Here is a 13990-nt window from a genome sequence, read left to right as displayed (position 1 = left end):
AGATCAAGCGCAGCACCCAAGTCATTGATGCAAAAGGGTGGGCTATCCCCCCGTATGTTGGGTAAACTTGCGCAATAAGGGCAGGCGCGCGATTCGGTCGCGCAGACGATTTCATCAGGGACTTACGGACGGGGCGGGCAGATGACAGATATTGCCGAGTATGAACGCCGGATCAGTTTCGCGCTGGAGCGGATCGCGCGCGGGGTCGAGACTTTGACGGCGGGCGGCGGTGTCTCGATCAGCGAAAGCCTTGTGGTCGAAGTTCCCGAAGACGATGCCAGCGCCGCCCAGATCGCGGAACTGCGCGACGCGTTGGAGGCCGAGCGCACCGCCAATGCGCAACTGTCCGAGCGCGTGCGCGCGATCCGCGAAAAGCAGGAAACCACGCTTTCGACGATGGAAAAGCGTTTGGCGCAGGCCACGCGCAGCTATGAAGGCGCGCAGGTTGAATTGGCGCGGCTCAAGCGGGCCAATGCCGATCTGGCCGAAGCCAATCGCGCGTTGATCGAGGCGGGCAACGATCTTGCCCCGCATCTGATCAACCGCGCGCTTCAGGCCGAGCTGGAATCGCTGCGTGCCGCGCGCGCGGCCGAAGTGGCGGAGCTTGGCGACATTCTCGACAGCATCGAGCCGCTAATCGAGGCGCAGGAACAGATGGGGGCCGGGGACCATGCCTGAGATGAAAGTTACCATCGGGGGGCGCGAGTTCGACGTGGCCTGCCAGCCCGGAGAGGAACATTTCCTGAGCGCTGCGGCGTCGCTGCTCGACGCAGAGGCCAGCGTTCTGATCAACCAGATCGGCCGGATGCCTGAGGCGCGGATGCTGCTGATGTCGGGCCTCATGCTGGCCGACAAGACGGCGGGGGTCGAGGATCAGTTGCGCGCAGCGCTCGCACGCGTGGCCGAACTGGAGGTCGAGATTGCTGAGGCGCGCGAAAACCCGGCCATGGTCGAGGTGCCGGTGATTCCGACCGCCGTGTCGGATACGCTGGCCGAGATCGCCGCGCGCGCCGAGGCGCTGGCCGACAAGGTCGAAGAGACGCTGTGAAACGGGTCGCGGCCCTGATGGCGTCGGGCGCACTTGCCGCGGGAGCCTGGGCGCAGGAGCCTGCGACGGTTCCCCTTGATTACCAATGCGAGAACGGGGCGCGCTTTGCCCTTGCGCTGGATCGACAGGGCGACCTGATTTACGGCGCGATCCTCGGGCGCCCGGTGCTGCTGGAGCATGTCATCTCGGGCTCGGGTGCGCGCTACGCCGAGCGCGATGCCGCTGATCGCGGCGGACGATACGAGTTGTGGATGAAGGGCGATGAGGCGATGCTGAACTGGACGACCGAGGAAGACAGCCTCACCTTGCTCAGCGGCTGCCGGATCATCGAATAAGGCTCATCAACGCAAAACGCGCGGACAGTGCCGCGCGTTTTCATTCTTTGTCAGAGCCTTACTCGGCGGCTTTCATCTCGAAGCCCTGCGCAATCTTGTCCGAAGGGGCAATCGGATACTCGCCCGAGAAGCAGGCGTCGCAATACTGCGGGCAGCTCTTGTCGCGCCCCTGCGCCTCGCCGGCCGCGCGGTACAGGCCGTCGAGCGAGATGAACTTGAGGCTGTCCACCCCGATCCAGTCGCGCATCTCTTCTTCGCTCATGCGCGCGGCCAGCAGTTTCTCGCGGTCGGGCGTATCGACACCGTAGAAGCACGGCCAGGCGGTCGGCGGGGAGGCGATGCGGAAGTGCACCTCGGCGGCGCCCGCATCGAGGATCATCTCCTTGATCTTGCGCGAGGTGGTCCCGCGTACGACCGAGTCATCGACCAGGATCACGCGCTTGCCCTTGATCAGGCCTTTGTTGACGTTGAGCTTGAGGCGCACGCCCATGTTGCGGATCTGCTCGGTCGGCTCGATGAAGGTGCGACCCATGTATTGGTTGCGCGTGATGCCAAGCGCGAAGGGGATGCCCGAGGCATGGCTGTAACCGATGGCCGCGGGCGTGCCCGAATCCGGCACCGGACAGACGAGATCGGCCTCGACCGGTGCTTCGGCGGCCAGTTCCACGCCGATCTGATAGCGCGTCTCATAGACCGAGCGGCCGCCGATGATGCTGTCGGGGCGCGAGAAATAGACATGCTCGAAAATGCAGAAGCGGCCTTTCGACGGGCCGAAGGGGCGCGAGCTTTCGATCTTGCCAGCCTGAATGACGACCATTTCGCCCGGCTCGATCTCGCGCACGAAATCGGCGCCGATGATGTCGAGGCCACAGGTCTCGGACGACAGCACGTAACCATTGTCGCCCAGACGGCCGAGCACCAGCGGGCGCACGCCAAGCGGGTCGCGGACACCGATCAGCTTGGTGCGCGTCATCGCCACCACAGAGAATGCGCCCTCGACGCGGCGCAGCGCATCGGCGATCCGGTCGGCGTGGTGCTTCTGGATCGAGCGGGCCATGAGGTGGATGATGCATTCCGAATCCGAGCTGGACTGGAAGATCGCGCCGCGTTCGATCAGTTCCATCCGCAGCGCGTCGGCATTGGTCAGGTTGCCGTTATGCGCAATCGCCGCGCCACCCATCGAGAACTCGCCGAAGAAGGGCTGCACGTCGCGGATCACGGCGGCCTTCGAACCAGCGGTCGAGTAGCGCACATGGCCGATCGCCAGCGGACCCGGCAGGGTCTCCATCAGCGAGGCTTTGGTGAAATTGTCGCGCACATAGCCGAAACGATGGGCCGAGTTGAAACCCTTCTCGGGGTGGTGGGCAACGATGCCGCCCGCCTCTTGCCCGCGATGTTGTAGCGCGTGCAGGCCAAGGGCCACGAAGTTCGCGGCATCCGCCACGCCGATCACGCCGAAAACGCCGCATTCTTCCTTGAGCTTGTCGTCGTCGAACGGATGCGAAAGGAAGGGCTTGGCCGGTTGGGTCATGGGAGGTGTCCTTGGTCCGGTGGGGCTTGCGTGGCCCATTTACTGCGAAACGGGAGGGGTGTTAAGCCCTCCCGTCCCGAAAACCGTCATCTGGATGTCACTATTTCGAATAGTGATCAGTTCGACGCTGCCGCAGGGGCAGGCGCGGCGGCCGGTGCCTCGCCCGTGGCCGAGCATTTCGCCACCAGTTCCTCGTAGCGGGCGACAATCCAGCCGGGCGCATCGGCGGGCATGGTTTCGTCCATCTGGCCGCTCAGGCGCTGGAAGACCGAGGCCGAGCGCGAGCTGTCGATCATCGGCATCGAGTCGTCCACCATCACGCGGTCATAGACCACGAATGCGACGGCCACGATCACGATGCCGCGCAGCACCCCGAACAGGAAGCCCAGGCCCTGGTCGATCCCGCCAAGCGCCGAGCGTTGCACGGCCGACGAAAACAGCGGCGTGATTATCGAGAACACAATCAGCGCCAGCGCGAAGACCGCTGCGAATCCGGCGATCGTTGCCAGTTCGCAGCTATCGGCCAGAAACTTGTTGAGCACCGGCAGCTGCGCGATCAGCGGGCGCGCGGCATCGGCGAAGATATAGGCGACGACCGCCGAGGCGATCCAACCCGCGATTGCAAGCCCCTCGCGGACAAAGCCGCGGCTATAGGCGAGAATTGCCGACAGAATAATGACGGCCGCCACAATGGCATCTACGATGGTAAAACCTTCCATGCGTTCCTGCGTCCCTTTGTGGCGCTAGCCTGCGCCGAACATGTCCCCAACGAATGTCACAAGATCAGGCAGCTTGCGCAACCGCATCCCGGCGCCGCCCTCGACCTTGGTCCCTTGCGGCGCGATCGCCTGTGAGAAACCAAGTTTCTCTGCCTCTTTCAACCTGTTTTCCGCCTGACCTACGGGCCGCAGCGCCGCAGACAGGCTGATTTCGCCGAAAATCACCAGATCGGGCGGAAGTGCCACATCTTCGCGTGCCGAAAGCAGGGCGGCGGCCAGCGCCAGATCGGCTGCGGGTTCCAGAACCTTCATGCCGCCCGCGACGTTAAGGAAGACATCGAGCCCGGTGAAGGGAATCCCACAGCGGCTTTCAAGCACGGCAAGGATCGTGGACACGCGCCCCGAGTCGAGGCCTACCACCGTGCGCCGCGGGCTTGCTAGCGACGAGGGCGCGACCAGCGCCTGGATCTCGGTCAGAACGGGCCGGGTACCCTCGATCCCGGCGAAAACGGCCGAGCCGGGCGCGGCCTGTCCGCGCTCGGACAGGAACAGCGCCGATGGGTTCGCGACCTCGGCCAGACCCGCGCCGGTCATCTCGAAGACGCCGATCTCGGAGGCCGGGCCGAAGCGGTTCTTAACCGCGCGCAGGATGCGGAATTGGTGGCCGCGCTCGCCCTCGAAATAGAGAACGGTATCGACCATGTGCTCGACCACGCGAGGGCCGGCGATCTGGCCTTCCTTGGTGACGTGCCCCACGAGGATGACCGAGACGCCACGGGTCTTGGCGAAGGTCACCAACTCATGCGCGGCGGCCCGCACCTGACTGACCGAGCCGGGCGCGGCCTCGACCATATCCGCCCACATCGTCTGGATCGAATCGATGACCACAAGGTCGGGCCGCTCGGCTTCCAGCGTGGTCAGGATATTGCGCAGGTTCGTTTCGGCGCCCAGTTGCACGGGGGCCTCAGACAGGCCAAGTCGCCCGGCGCGCATCCGTACCTGCGCCGAGGCTTCCTCGCCAGAGATATACAGGCATTTCAATCCACTACGGGCGAAATTTGCCACGGCCTGCAGCAGCAGCGTGGATTTGCCGATGCCCGGATCGCCGCCGACAAGAATGGCCGAAGCCGGAACCAGCCCGCCGCCCAGAACCCGGTCGAACTCGATCATCCCCGAGCGCGTGCGCGGCGGCGGCGCCTCATCCGCTGCCAGTGTGCTCAGCTCAATCCGGCGGCCCTTGGCCGCGCCGAGCGTTTTCGACGCCGGGCCGGTGGACAGCGGCGCTTCCTCGACGATCGAATTCCACGCCCCGCAGGCATCGCATTTGCCCGCCCATTTCTTGTGGGCGGCGCCGCATTCGGTGCAGGTGAATTGGGGGGATGCTTTGGCCATGGCTCTTTGTGTCAGAGCTTGCCGCGCGCGACAAGGGCGCCCGCTCAGCGCCCGCGTTCGGCCCTGTGGGAAAGGGCCAGCGAGGCGAGAATGCAGAAGGTGAAGAGGTAAAGCCCCCAGCCAGTCTCAACCCGCCCGAGGCCGACGCCCTTGGCCAGCACGATGTAAAGTGCGATCAGGAAGATATCGGCCATTGCAAGGCGGCCCATGGCCTTAAGTACGGGCAGATAGCGCGCCGAGGTCACGCCAAACTGGATCAGCGCCAGCCCGGCGATCTTCGCGAGCGGCGCGACAAGGGCGAAGAAGGTCACAAGGGCGGCAAGGAAGATGTCCTTCTCCCACAGCGCCACAAGGCCGGACATGACCGAGATCGCATCGAGATCGAAGAAGGGCAGCAGACCGGCACGCAGAAGCGGCGCGAACCACGACACCGGCAGCAGGACCAGCAGCACGAGGTTGGCGTATTTCAGCATCTGTCGGCTCATACCGCCCCCGATTCAGCGCAGCGCCGCAATCGGCCCCTCGGCGCGGCCGTGGATGAACTGCTGCACGTAAGGATCTGATGTTGTGTCCATTTCAGCGATGCTGCCCGCCCATTGCACACGTCCGTCATGCAGCATGGCGACCTGATCGGCAATCGCCCGGACCGAGGTCATGTCGTGCGTGATCGTGATGGCGGTCGCGCCCATCTCGGTCACGATCTCGCGGATAAGCTGGTTGATCACCCCGGCCATGATCGGGTCGAGACCCGTTGTCGGCTCATCGAAAAAGATCACCTCTGGGTCGGCGGCGATGGCGCGGGCAAGGCTGACTCGCTTTTGCATCCCGCCCGAAAGCTCGGCGGGGTAGAGATCTAGAACCTCCTCGCCCAAGCCGACCCGGCGCAGCTTTTCAAGCGCGATCTCGCGCGCCTCGGCGCGGGGGCGCTTGAGCGAGCCGCGCAGCAGGCGGAAGGCGACGTTTTGCCAGACCGGCAGGCTGTCGAACAGCGCGCCGCCCTGAAACAGCATCCCGAAGCGCGCCAGAAAGGCATCGCGCGGGGCCTCGCGCACGTCCTGTCCGTCAAGGCGGATCACCCCATCGTCGGGTTGAATAAGGCCGAGTATGCATTTGAGAAGAACAGATTTTCCGGTGCCGGATCCGCCGATCACGACAAGGCTCTGGCCGCGCCCGACCGACAGGTTCACGCCGCGCAGAACCTGCTTCCTGCCGAATGCCTTGGTGATGCCCTCTAGCTCGATCATGCGCTGAAGAATGCCTCCGTCAGCAGGTAGTTCGCGGCAAGGATGGCGATCGAGGCGGCGACTACGGCGGATTTGGTCGCGCGACCCACACCCTGCGCGCCGCGCTCGGAGTTCATGCCGTAATAGCAGCCCATCAGCGCGATGATGAAGCCGAAGGCCGCGCCCTTCACGAGGCCCGAGCCGACGTCCCAGAACTCAAGATACTCCCAGGTGTTCTTCAGATACGTGGTCGAGTTAAACCCGAGGCGCCCAGTGCCGACCATCCAGCCGCCCATGATCCCGATGATATCGCCCACGCCGACCAGTATCGGCACGCTGAGCGTCGCGGCCAGCAGGCGCGGCGCGGTCAGGTATTTCATCGGATGGGTCGAAAGGGTCACCAACGCGTCGATCTGCTCGGTCACCTTCATCGTGCCGACCTCGGCCGCGATGGAGGAGGCTACGCGCGCTGCCACCATTAGTCCGCCCAGAACCGGACCCAACTCGCGCACCATGCCGATCGCGGTGATCGAGGGCACCACGGATTCCGCCGAGAAGCGGCTTGAGCCGGCATAGATCTGCAAGGCAAGCGCAGCGCCGGTGAAAACGGCGGTCAGGCCGACGACGGGCAGCGAGAGCCAGCCGATTTGCAGCAGGGCCTGAAGGAACTCACGCGGGTAGTAGGGCGGGCGCAGCAGATGCGCCACGCCCGAGCCAGCATAAAGCGCGATGCGCCCGATGCCCGCCAGCGCCGCCAGCGCGCCGCGCCCGAGGGCTGCAAGCGCGTGCGTGATCATCAGGCCGTCCCCTCGATATACTGGCGCTGATAGCGCTGGCCGAGCGAGGTGAGGATCTCGTACCCGATGGTGCCTGCCACATCGGCGAGGTCATCGACGCCCTGATGCGGGCCAAGAATATCCAGCGCGACGGGCGCCTCAGGCAGGTGCGTCACGTCAACGGTGATTAGGTCCATCGAGACGCGGCCAATGACCGGGCAGGGTGTGTCGCCAGCCCAGAGCGTCGCCTTGGAGCTGAGCGTGCGCATCAGCCCGTCGGCATATCCGGCGGCGATGGTCGCAATACGCGTCTCGGTCTCGGCCTGCCAGGTGTTGGAATAGCCGACGGTTTCGCCCGGCGCGACATCGCGCACCTGAACCACCGGCAGCGAGAGGCGCACGACGGGGCGGGCGTCTTCGAACGGCAACCCGCCATAGAGGCCGATCCCCGGCCGCGTGACGTCGAAATGATATTCGGGGCCAAGCAGGATGCCGCCGGTCGCCGAGAACGAGCGTGCCACGCCACAGCCATCGGTCATGCGCCGGAACTCGGCCCGTTGCCGGGCGTTCATCGGATGCGCAGGCTCGTCAGCGCAGGCAAGGTGGCTCATGATCAGATGCGGGTTGGCGCCCAGAACGATCGGCGCCACGGCCTCCCATTCGGCGGTTTCCATGCCCAGACGGTTCATGCCCGTATCAAGCTGCACGCCAAAGGGCGCGCCGGGCAGGGCCTCGAAATGCCGGGTGACCTGCTCAAGCGAGTTGAGCATCGGCGTCAGGCCGCGTTCGGCGATCATCTGCGTGTCGCCAGCCATATGGCCGGAAAAGACGAAGATCTGCGGCCCCACGCCAAGCGCCTGACGCACGGCGGCGCCTTCCTCGGCGGCAGCAACGAAGAACTTGCGCACGCCTGCCCGGGCAAGTGCCTGCGCGACGCGCTCCGCCCCCAGCCCGTAGCTGTTTGCCTTGACCACGGCGCCGGTTTCCGTGGAGGGGCCAGAGAGTGCGTCCAGCGCCCGCCAGTTGGCGAGCACGGCGTCGATGTCGATACGAAGAGATGCAGTAGCCATGGCCGAGTTCTTGAACCCCGCGCCGCCAAGGTCAAGCGCAATCTGGCCAGGTGCCGGGCGCCTAAGCGAAAAGTGGCGCTGCGGGCAAGGAAAAGGGGGCCGAAGCCCCCCTTAGAACCCTTCTTCCCCTTCGCCCTGCCAAGGCCGGGCGAGGTCGGAGAAGCGGGTGAAGCGGCTCTCGAACGCCACTTCGACCGTGCCGATCGGACCATGGCGCTGCTTGCCGAGGATAACCTCGGCCTTGCCATGGACACGTTCGGCCTTCTGGATCCACTCGGCGAACTTCGGGTCGTCCTCCGGTGGTTTTAGGCGTTCGTGGTAATATTCGTCGCGATAGACGAACATCACCACGTCGGCGTCCTGCTCGATAGAGCCCGATTCCCGCAGGTCCGAAAGCTGGGGCCGCTTGTCTTCTCGGCTTTCCACCGTCCGGCTGAGCTGCGAGAGCGCAATAACAGGGATATTCAATTCCTTTGCGATGGCCTTGAGACCCATCGAGATCTCGCCGATCTCCTGCACGCGGTTGTCAGTGCGGCCGGTGCCACGCAAAAGCTGAAGGTAGTCGACGATCACCACATCAAGCCCATGCGTGCGCTTGAGGCGGCGGCAACGCGCGGCCACCTGGCTGATCGGCAGGGCCGGGGTGTCGTCGATATAAAGGGGGCAGGTTTCGAGCGACTTCGCGGCCTCGACGAAGCGGCGGAACTCGGTCTCGGTCATGTCGCCGCGGCGGATCTGTTCCGAGGGCACCTCGGAGGCTTCCGACAGGATACGCGCGGCCAGCTGTTCGGCCGACATTTCCAGCGAAAAGAAGCCCACGACGCCGCCCTCGACCGCGCCTTCCACGCCGTCATGGCGCATCCCGCGCTTGTAGGCCTTGGCGACGTTGAAGGCGATGTTCGTCGCGAGCGAGGTTTTCCCCATCGAGGGACGCCCGGCGAGGATCAGAAGGTCGGACGGATGCAGCCCGCCCAGCTTCTTGTCGAGATCGCGCAGCCCGGTCGAAACGCCGGCCAGCCCGCCATCACGCTGATAGGCCGCGTTGGCCGATTGAACTGCCTCAGTTACGGCCTTGAGAAAGCTCACAAAACCCTTCTCGGCGGTGCCAGTCTCGGCCAGCTTGTAAAGCGCGCCCTCAGTGCGCACGATCAGCTCTTCGGGTTCGGTGCCGACATCAAGCTTGGTGGCCGAGGCCGACAGATCCTTGCCCAGACGGATCAGCTCGCGCCGCAGGGCGAGGTCATGGATCATCTGCGCATAGTCCCGTGCCGCATAGGCCGAGATCGCAGCGCCCGCGAGGCGCGCGAGGTAGGCCGGGCCGCCCAGTTCCTTCAGCCCCGGATCGTCCTCAAGATAGCCCTTAAGCGTGACCGGCGAGGCCAGCGCGTTCTTCTGGATCCGCGCAATCGCGGTTTCATAGATGCGCCGGTGAACGGGTTCGTAGAAATGCTCGGCCCGCACGATCGAGGCGATGCGGTCGTAGATGTCGTTATTGGTCAGGATTGCGCCAAGCAGTTGTTGCTCGGCCTCGATATTGTGCGGGTCGTTGTCTTCCGCGCCTGCCGCTGGTTCGGCAGTGTCGTTCTGGATCGCTGCGACGCTGTTCATCTCTGCCTCTTCCCCCACAAAGCGCGCTCATAACCGATCTGAGCGGCGCAAAGCTATCGGGATAATTATGTGGATAACCGCAGCCTTCCAGCTACGGTTAGCGCCTTCTTGGTGTCGGGCTTTGACTAAGCCTACCACATGTTGCGATGCCAAGGGAGGGGGCGCGATTCGACGCGCCAATTGCCCCCAAGCCGCCCACAGGCTTATCCACAGAAATCTGAAAAGGGCTCAGCCCTTCTTGCGCGCTTCCTGCCAGGGGCGCGGATTGGTCAAGAAGGCCTCGACCTCGTCCAGCGTCTCTTTCGAGAAGTGCCCCTGTTCGCGCGCCTCGGCCAGAACGTCCCACCAGGTGCACAGGTAATGCAGCTTGACGCCATGCGCGTCGAGGTTCGGGACGGTTTCCGGGAAGATGCCGTAATAGAAGATCACGGCGGTATGGCCGCAGCTGGCGCCGGTGTCGCGGATCGCATCGACGAAGCTCAGCTTCGAGCCGCCGTCGGTCGTCAGATCCTCGACCAAGAGGACGCGCTGGCCCTCGGTCATGGCGCCCTCGATGCGGGCGTTGCGACCGTAGCCCTTGGGCTTCTTGCGCACATAGGTCATCGGCAGAGCCAGACGCTCGGCCACCATGGCGGCGAAGGGGATGCCCGCAGTCTCACCGCCCGCGATATTATCAAAGGCCTCGAAGCCTGCCTCGCGCATCACGGTGACCGACAGGAAATCCATCAGGGTCGAGCGGATGCGCGGGTAGCTGATCAGCTTGCGGCAATCGATATAGGTCGGCGAGGGCAGGCCCGAGGCCAGCGTGAAGGGCTCGTCGGCATTGAAATGCACGGCCTTGATTTCCAGAAGCATCCGCGCAGTGAGGCGGGCGATTTCTTCTTTCGAGGGGAAGCTGGAAGGGATCATGTCTCGCGTCCTTTCTTGCTCTCACCCACCCGCTGGCCCGGCGTTCGATCGCGCGCGGCCGCGGGTCGGCGACAAGCTTAGTTTTTCACATGCCAGTGGACCGGGAAGCCCGGGTTGAAAACGGTGACGGGGCCGGCGCCGGTGATGATCTTCTCGGGCCAAAGCGCGGGCTCGTCGCTCTTGACCAGCGTCATCTGCTCGGCGTTGACCGGCAGGCGGTAGAAGCGCGGGCCGTTTTGCGACGCGAAGGCCGCCAGATTGTCCAGCTTGCCCTCTTCCTCGAAGACATGCGCGAGCAGTTGCATGGTGTTCGTGGCGGTGAAGCACCCCGCACAACCGCAGGCGTTTTCCTTGAGGTGATCGGCATGGGGCGCCGAGTCGGTGCCCAGGAAGAACCGTGCCTCGCCGCTGGTGGCGGCTTCGCGCAGGGCCAGGCGGTGCTCTTCGCGCTTGGCGACGGGCAGGCAGTAGTAATGCGGCTTAATCCCGCCCACGAGGATGTGGTTGCGGTTGATGATCAGGTGGTGCGTGGTGATCGTCGCGCCCAGATCGTCACCTTGCGAGCGCGCGTATTCTGCGCCGTCGCGGGTCGTGATGTGCTCCATCACCACGCGCAGGCCGGGGGTGGCGCGGCGGATCGGGTCGAGCACGGTCTCGATGAACACGGCTTCGCGGTCGAAGATATCGACCGAGGCGGTCGTGACCTCGCCATGCACGCAGAGCGGCAGGCCGATCTCGGCCATCTTTTCCAGCACGCCGCGCACCTTGTCGAAATCGCGCACGCCCGAGTTCGAGTTGGTCGTGGCACCCGCCGGATAAAGCTTGACCGCCTTCACCAGACCCGAGGCATGGGCGGCCGCGACATCTGCCGGGTCGGTGTCCTCGGTCAGATATAGCGTCATCAGCGGGTCGAACTGCGCACCCTCGGGCAGGGCCGCCAGAATACGCTCGCGGTAAGCTGCGGCCTGAGCGCCCGTCACGACCGGCGGCACCAGGTTCGGCATGATGATCGCGCGCGCGAAATGGCGCGTGGTTTCGGGCAGGACACCTTGCAGCATCGCGCCATCGCGCAGATGCAGGTGCCAATCGTCGGGGCGGGGCAGCGTGATCTGGGTCATGTGCTTGCCCTACACCGGCTTCGGGGCCAAATCCAGTGGCATGATCGCGCCGATGTGACGCCTTGCCCGTTGCGGGCGGCGCGCGGGCGCGGCAGCATTGTAAAAACCCCTGAGGAGAGCAGTCGATGAAACCCCTTATGCCACTCGCCGCGGTGCTGGTGCTGGCGGCCTGTAACGATCCGGGCTTTCGCGGCGTGCCCGAAGTACGCACCGCCCGTGCCAACGAGGTCGCCGCGTGCCAGTTGGTGTCGAACATCTCGATGGAGCCCGGGGTTTATGGCCCCGTTCTGGCCGAGCAGGGGCTGCGCTATGCGCGCAACAAGGTCATGGAAACCGCCCGTCAGGATGGCGCGAATACCGTTGTCTTCGAGCAAGTCGAGCCGGGTAGCGATGTTTATTTGGTGCGCGCTCAGGCCTATCGCTGCTGAGGCCCCGCGTTGATCTTTCCGCAAGGGCGGTATGCGGCAGGTGGGCTAGCTAAGTCAGTATAGCTGACGTAAGTAGGGGGCATGGGAGGAAACAGACCTGAACCGAAATCAGGAGGTTTCCATGGCTTACACGATCAACGCAAACGCACGCCCGGCAGGTTTTCTGCGCGCTTTGACCCCGGTTTTCGCCTCACTTGGTGAGGCGCTGGTGGCCTATATGGAGCGCAACACCCGTCTGGACGAAATCCGCCGCCTTGAGGCGCTGAGCGACAGCGAACTGGCGGCGCGTGGGATCGCGCGCGATCGGATCGCGCATCACGTCTTCCGCGACAAGTTCTACGTCTGAGCGACCCGAAGCGCGGCGATCGCTATGACCGATTGCCGCGCTTGCGCTTGGTGCTTGCGGTAACGGGGCAGGGGCTAGATACTCGGGGTGCAATCCGTCACTTCGCAGACCCGAGGAACTCTCATGCCCCACAGAACCCACGACACGACCCTGATCGAAGTGCGCGGTGACCTGGTGCTTGCCGCGCTCTGCGTGGGTCAGTTTCGCGCGCCCTGCCAGATCGAGGCCGACCGGCTGATCGTGCGCGCGGGCGAACCGCTGACGCAGGCCCTGAACGCCTTGGGTCTTGTGCTGAGTGCGGCCGAGGCCGATCCCTTCACGCCCGCACCGCTCTTCGCCCCCGAAAGCGGTCATGCGGGGCGGCATGTGCATACCCATATTTCGCGCTATCACGATGACGAGGCCGCCGATGAGGATGACTCGCGCGGCTCGAACGCCTGAGGCGCTGATCAGGCGTGAATACGTCTAAGGCCCGGCAGGTCCACGCCTTTCGCGCGCAGCCCGTCTTCAAGGCTTGTCAGGCGCGCACGGATCCGCAGCCCCTCGAACCGATCAAGCGCATGGCGGCAGACTAGGGCCTCAAGGTAGGGGCGCTCCTCGGCCTCTAGCCGCGCGATCAATGCGCGCAGGTAGCGCGGCATGTCGCGGCGCGCGCGGTAGAGCCGCCAGAAGGCCTGCGCGTCGAACTCCCCTCGGCAGGCGAGCGTCAGGATCTGGTGCAGGATATCCATCTCGCGCAGCATCCAGCCGACATGGCCGCCAAGATTGCGGCAGGGCAGCAGCGTGACATGCGGGCGCGCGAACATCGCGGCATGCATGGCGTCGAGCGTCTCATGCGGGTCGAACAGGATATAGGCCGCGCCGGCGCCGTCGATCATATCCGGGGCAAAGCCGTAACGGTCGGTGAAACTTGTGCGCCGCATCCGGGGAAAGCGCGTATCCCATCCGGTCAGGCGCGGCGAGAGCGTCGCCTGCGGCTGGATCGCGATCACGGTCGCGCCGGGGGCGGCAACCGCGAAGGCGGCGGCGGCATATCCGCCTGAGCCCTCGCCGTAAAACACGACCCGGTCGAAATCCTCGAAGAACGCCTCATCCACCAGCCGGTCCACATAGGCATAGACCGATGGGTCGCGAAACCAGCTTTCCTCGTCCGAAATCAGCGTCAGGCTCGACCAGCCTTGCGCGCGCGCGACGCGGTAGCCGAGTGGTAGTTCGTCAGGCGCTCCGGTGCGGATCGAGGCGCGGGTCTCGAACGTCACCAGCAGGACCGGGCCTTCATCAGACAGCATCGCGTGATGACGCTTGCCCAACGGCTCGTAGTATCCGGCCTCTTCGCCGAGTTCCTCGATCCGTTGCAGCCACTCGCCATCTGTCAAATCGCGCATGGGTGAATGCATGTCCAATACCGTCATCCTGCGCGCCTCCCTTGGCCGTTTTGCCAAAGGTGGCGCACCTTCCTTAATCTAACACTATCACGCGGCGGGGCC

17 protein-coding genes are annotated in these 13990 nt (G+C 64.7%); 6 read left to right on the top strand and 11 right to left on the bottom strand.

Features of this window, described 5'->3' with window-relative positions; all coding sequences use genetic code 11:
* The first annotated feature begins 141 nt into the window (after positions 1 to 141).
* From N3C64_RS12290 to N3C64_RS12280, 3 genes are read left to right on the top strand one after another with little or no spacing between them, the layout of a single operon-like run.
* Positions 142 to 678 carry a hypothetical protein gene (locus N3C64_RS12290; RefSeq protein ID WP_218629738.1) on the top strand — a complete coding sequence of 179 codons (537 nt, stop codon included), beginning with the start codon at positions 142 to 144 and terminating at the stop codon, positions 676 to 678.
* A complete protein-coding gene (locus N3C64_RS12285) occupies positions 671 to 1048 on the top strand; it encodes a cell division protein ZapA (RefSeq protein ID WP_218629739.1) in 378 nt (125 codons plus the stop codon). The genes N3C64_RS12290 and N3C64_RS12285 overlap by 8 nt, the downstream gene beginning before the upstream one ends.
* Positions 1045 to 1383, top strand: coding sequence for an MliC family protein (locus N3C64_RS12280; protein WP_260014700.1), 339 nt, complete (start codon positions 1045 to 1047; stop codon positions 1381 to 1383). Before N3C64_RS12285 ends, N3C64_RS12280 begins: the two co-directional genes overlap by 4 nt.
* Positions 1384 to 1441: 58 nt before the next feature.
* Here the strand turns inward: N3C64_RS12280 and purF are convergent, their stop codons facing one another.
* The 10 genes from purF to pyrC form a co-directional block, all read right to left on the bottom strand.
* Positions 1442 to 2914 (bottom strand): amidophosphoribosyltransferase, encoded by a 1473-nt coding sequence (purF, locus tag N3C64_RS12275; RefSeq protein WP_260014699.1) that lies wholly within the window; start codon positions 2912 to 2914, stop codon positions 1442 to 1444.
* 116 nt (positions 2915 to 3030) lie between these two features.
* Positions 3031 to 3633 (bottom strand): CvpA family protein, encoded by a 603-nt coding sequence (locus N3C64_RS12270; protein ID WP_260014698.1) that lies wholly within the window; start codon positions 3631 to 3633, stop codon positions 3031 to 3033.
* Positions 3634 to 3657: 24 nt separating this feature from the next.
* Positions 3658 to 5025, bottom strand: a complete 1368-nt coding sequence (gene radA / locus N3C64_RS12265) for a DNA repair protein RadA (RefSeq protein WP_260014697.1) — start codon at positions 5023 to 5025, stop codon at positions 3658 to 3660.
* A gap of 44 nt (positions 5026 to 5069) precedes the next feature.
* Complete coding sequence (locus N3C64_RS12260; protein WP_260014810.1) at positions 5070 to 5498, bottom strand: paraquat-inducible protein A; 429 nt, start codon at positions 5496 to 5498, stop codon at positions 5070 to 5072.
* 24 nt (positions 5499 to 5522) lie between these two features.
* Entirely contained in the window at positions 5523 to 6269 is a 747-nt protein-coding gene (locus N3C64_RS12255; protein ID WP_218629745.1) for an ABC transporter ATP-binding protein, read from the bottom strand.
* On the bottom strand, positions 6266 to 7045 hold the full coding sequence (locus N3C64_RS12250) for an MlaE family ABC transporter permease (RefSeq protein WP_260014695.1): 780 nt from the start codon (positions 7043 to 7045) through the stop codon (positions 6266 to 6268). The genes N3C64_RS12255 and N3C64_RS12250 overlap by 4 nt, the downstream gene beginning before the upstream one ends.
* Positions 7045 to 8094, bottom strand: coding sequence for an alanine racemase (gene alr / locus N3C64_RS12245; protein ID WP_260014694.1), 1050 nt, complete (start codon positions 8092 to 8094; stop codon positions 7045 to 7047). Before alr ends, N3C64_RS12250 begins: the two co-directional genes overlap by 1 nt.
* 111 nt (positions 8095 to 8205) lie before the next feature.
* On the bottom strand, positions 8206 to 9702 hold the full coding sequence (locus tag N3C64_RS12240; RefSeq protein ID WP_260014692.1) for a replicative DNA helicase: 1497 nt from the start codon (positions 9700 to 9702) through the stop codon (positions 8206 to 8208).
* Between the two features lie 228 nt (positions 9703 to 9930).
* On the bottom strand, positions 9931 to 10611 hold the full coding sequence (locus tag N3C64_RS12235) for an orotate phosphoribosyltransferase (protein ID WP_260014690.1): 681 nt from the start codon (positions 10609 to 10611) through the stop codon (positions 9931 to 9933).
* A gap of 77 nt (positions 10612 to 10688) precedes the next feature.
* Positions 10689 to 11729, bottom strand: coding sequence for a dihydroorotase (gene pyrC, locus N3C64_RS12230; RefSeq protein WP_260014688.1), 1041 nt, complete (start codon positions 11727 to 11729; stop codon positions 10689 to 10691).
* A gap of 125 nt (positions 11730 to 11854) precedes the next feature.
* On the opposite strand from pyrC, the gene N3C64_RS12225 reads away from it, so the two are divergent.
* The 3 genes from N3C64_RS12225 (at position 11855) to N3C64_RS12215 (ending at position 12944) form a co-directional block, all read left to right on the top strand.
* Complete coding sequence (locus N3C64_RS12225) at positions 11855 to 12157, top strand: hypothetical protein (RefSeq protein WP_260014686.1); 303 nt, start codon at positions 11855 to 11857, stop codon at positions 12155 to 12157.
* 121 nt (positions 12158 to 12278) lie between these two features.
* Positions 12279 to 12503 carry a hypothetical protein gene (locus N3C64_RS12220; RefSeq protein ID WP_260014685.1) on the top strand — a complete coding sequence of 75 codons (225 nt, stop codon included), beginning with the start codon at positions 12279 to 12281 and terminating at the stop codon, positions 12501 to 12503.
* Between the two features lie 123 nt (positions 12504 to 12626).
* Positions 12627 to 12944 carry a hypothetical protein gene (locus N3C64_RS12215; RefSeq protein ID WP_218629753.1) on the top strand — a complete coding sequence of 106 codons (318 nt, stop codon included), beginning with the start codon at positions 12627 to 12629 and terminating at the stop codon, positions 12942 to 12944.
* Positions 12945 to 12952: 8 nt separating this feature from the next.
* On the opposite strand, the gene N3C64_RS12210 is transcribed toward N3C64_RS12215, so the two are convergent.
* Entirely contained in the window at positions 12953 to 13888 is a 936-nt protein-coding gene (locus N3C64_RS12210; protein ID WP_260014684.1) for a phosphoadenosine phosphosulfate reductase, read from the bottom strand.
* Positions 13889 to 13990: the final 102 nt, after the last annotated feature.

Source organism: Sedimentimonas flavescens (genome assembly GCF_025154035.1).
Classification (GTDB): domain Bacteria; phylum Pseudomonadota; class Alphaproteobacteria; order Rhodobacterales; family Rhodobacteraceae; genus Rhodobacter; species Rhodobacter flavescens.
Note: the sequence above shows the minus strand (reverse complement) of the source record. Positions and strands in the feature narration are given on the sequence as shown.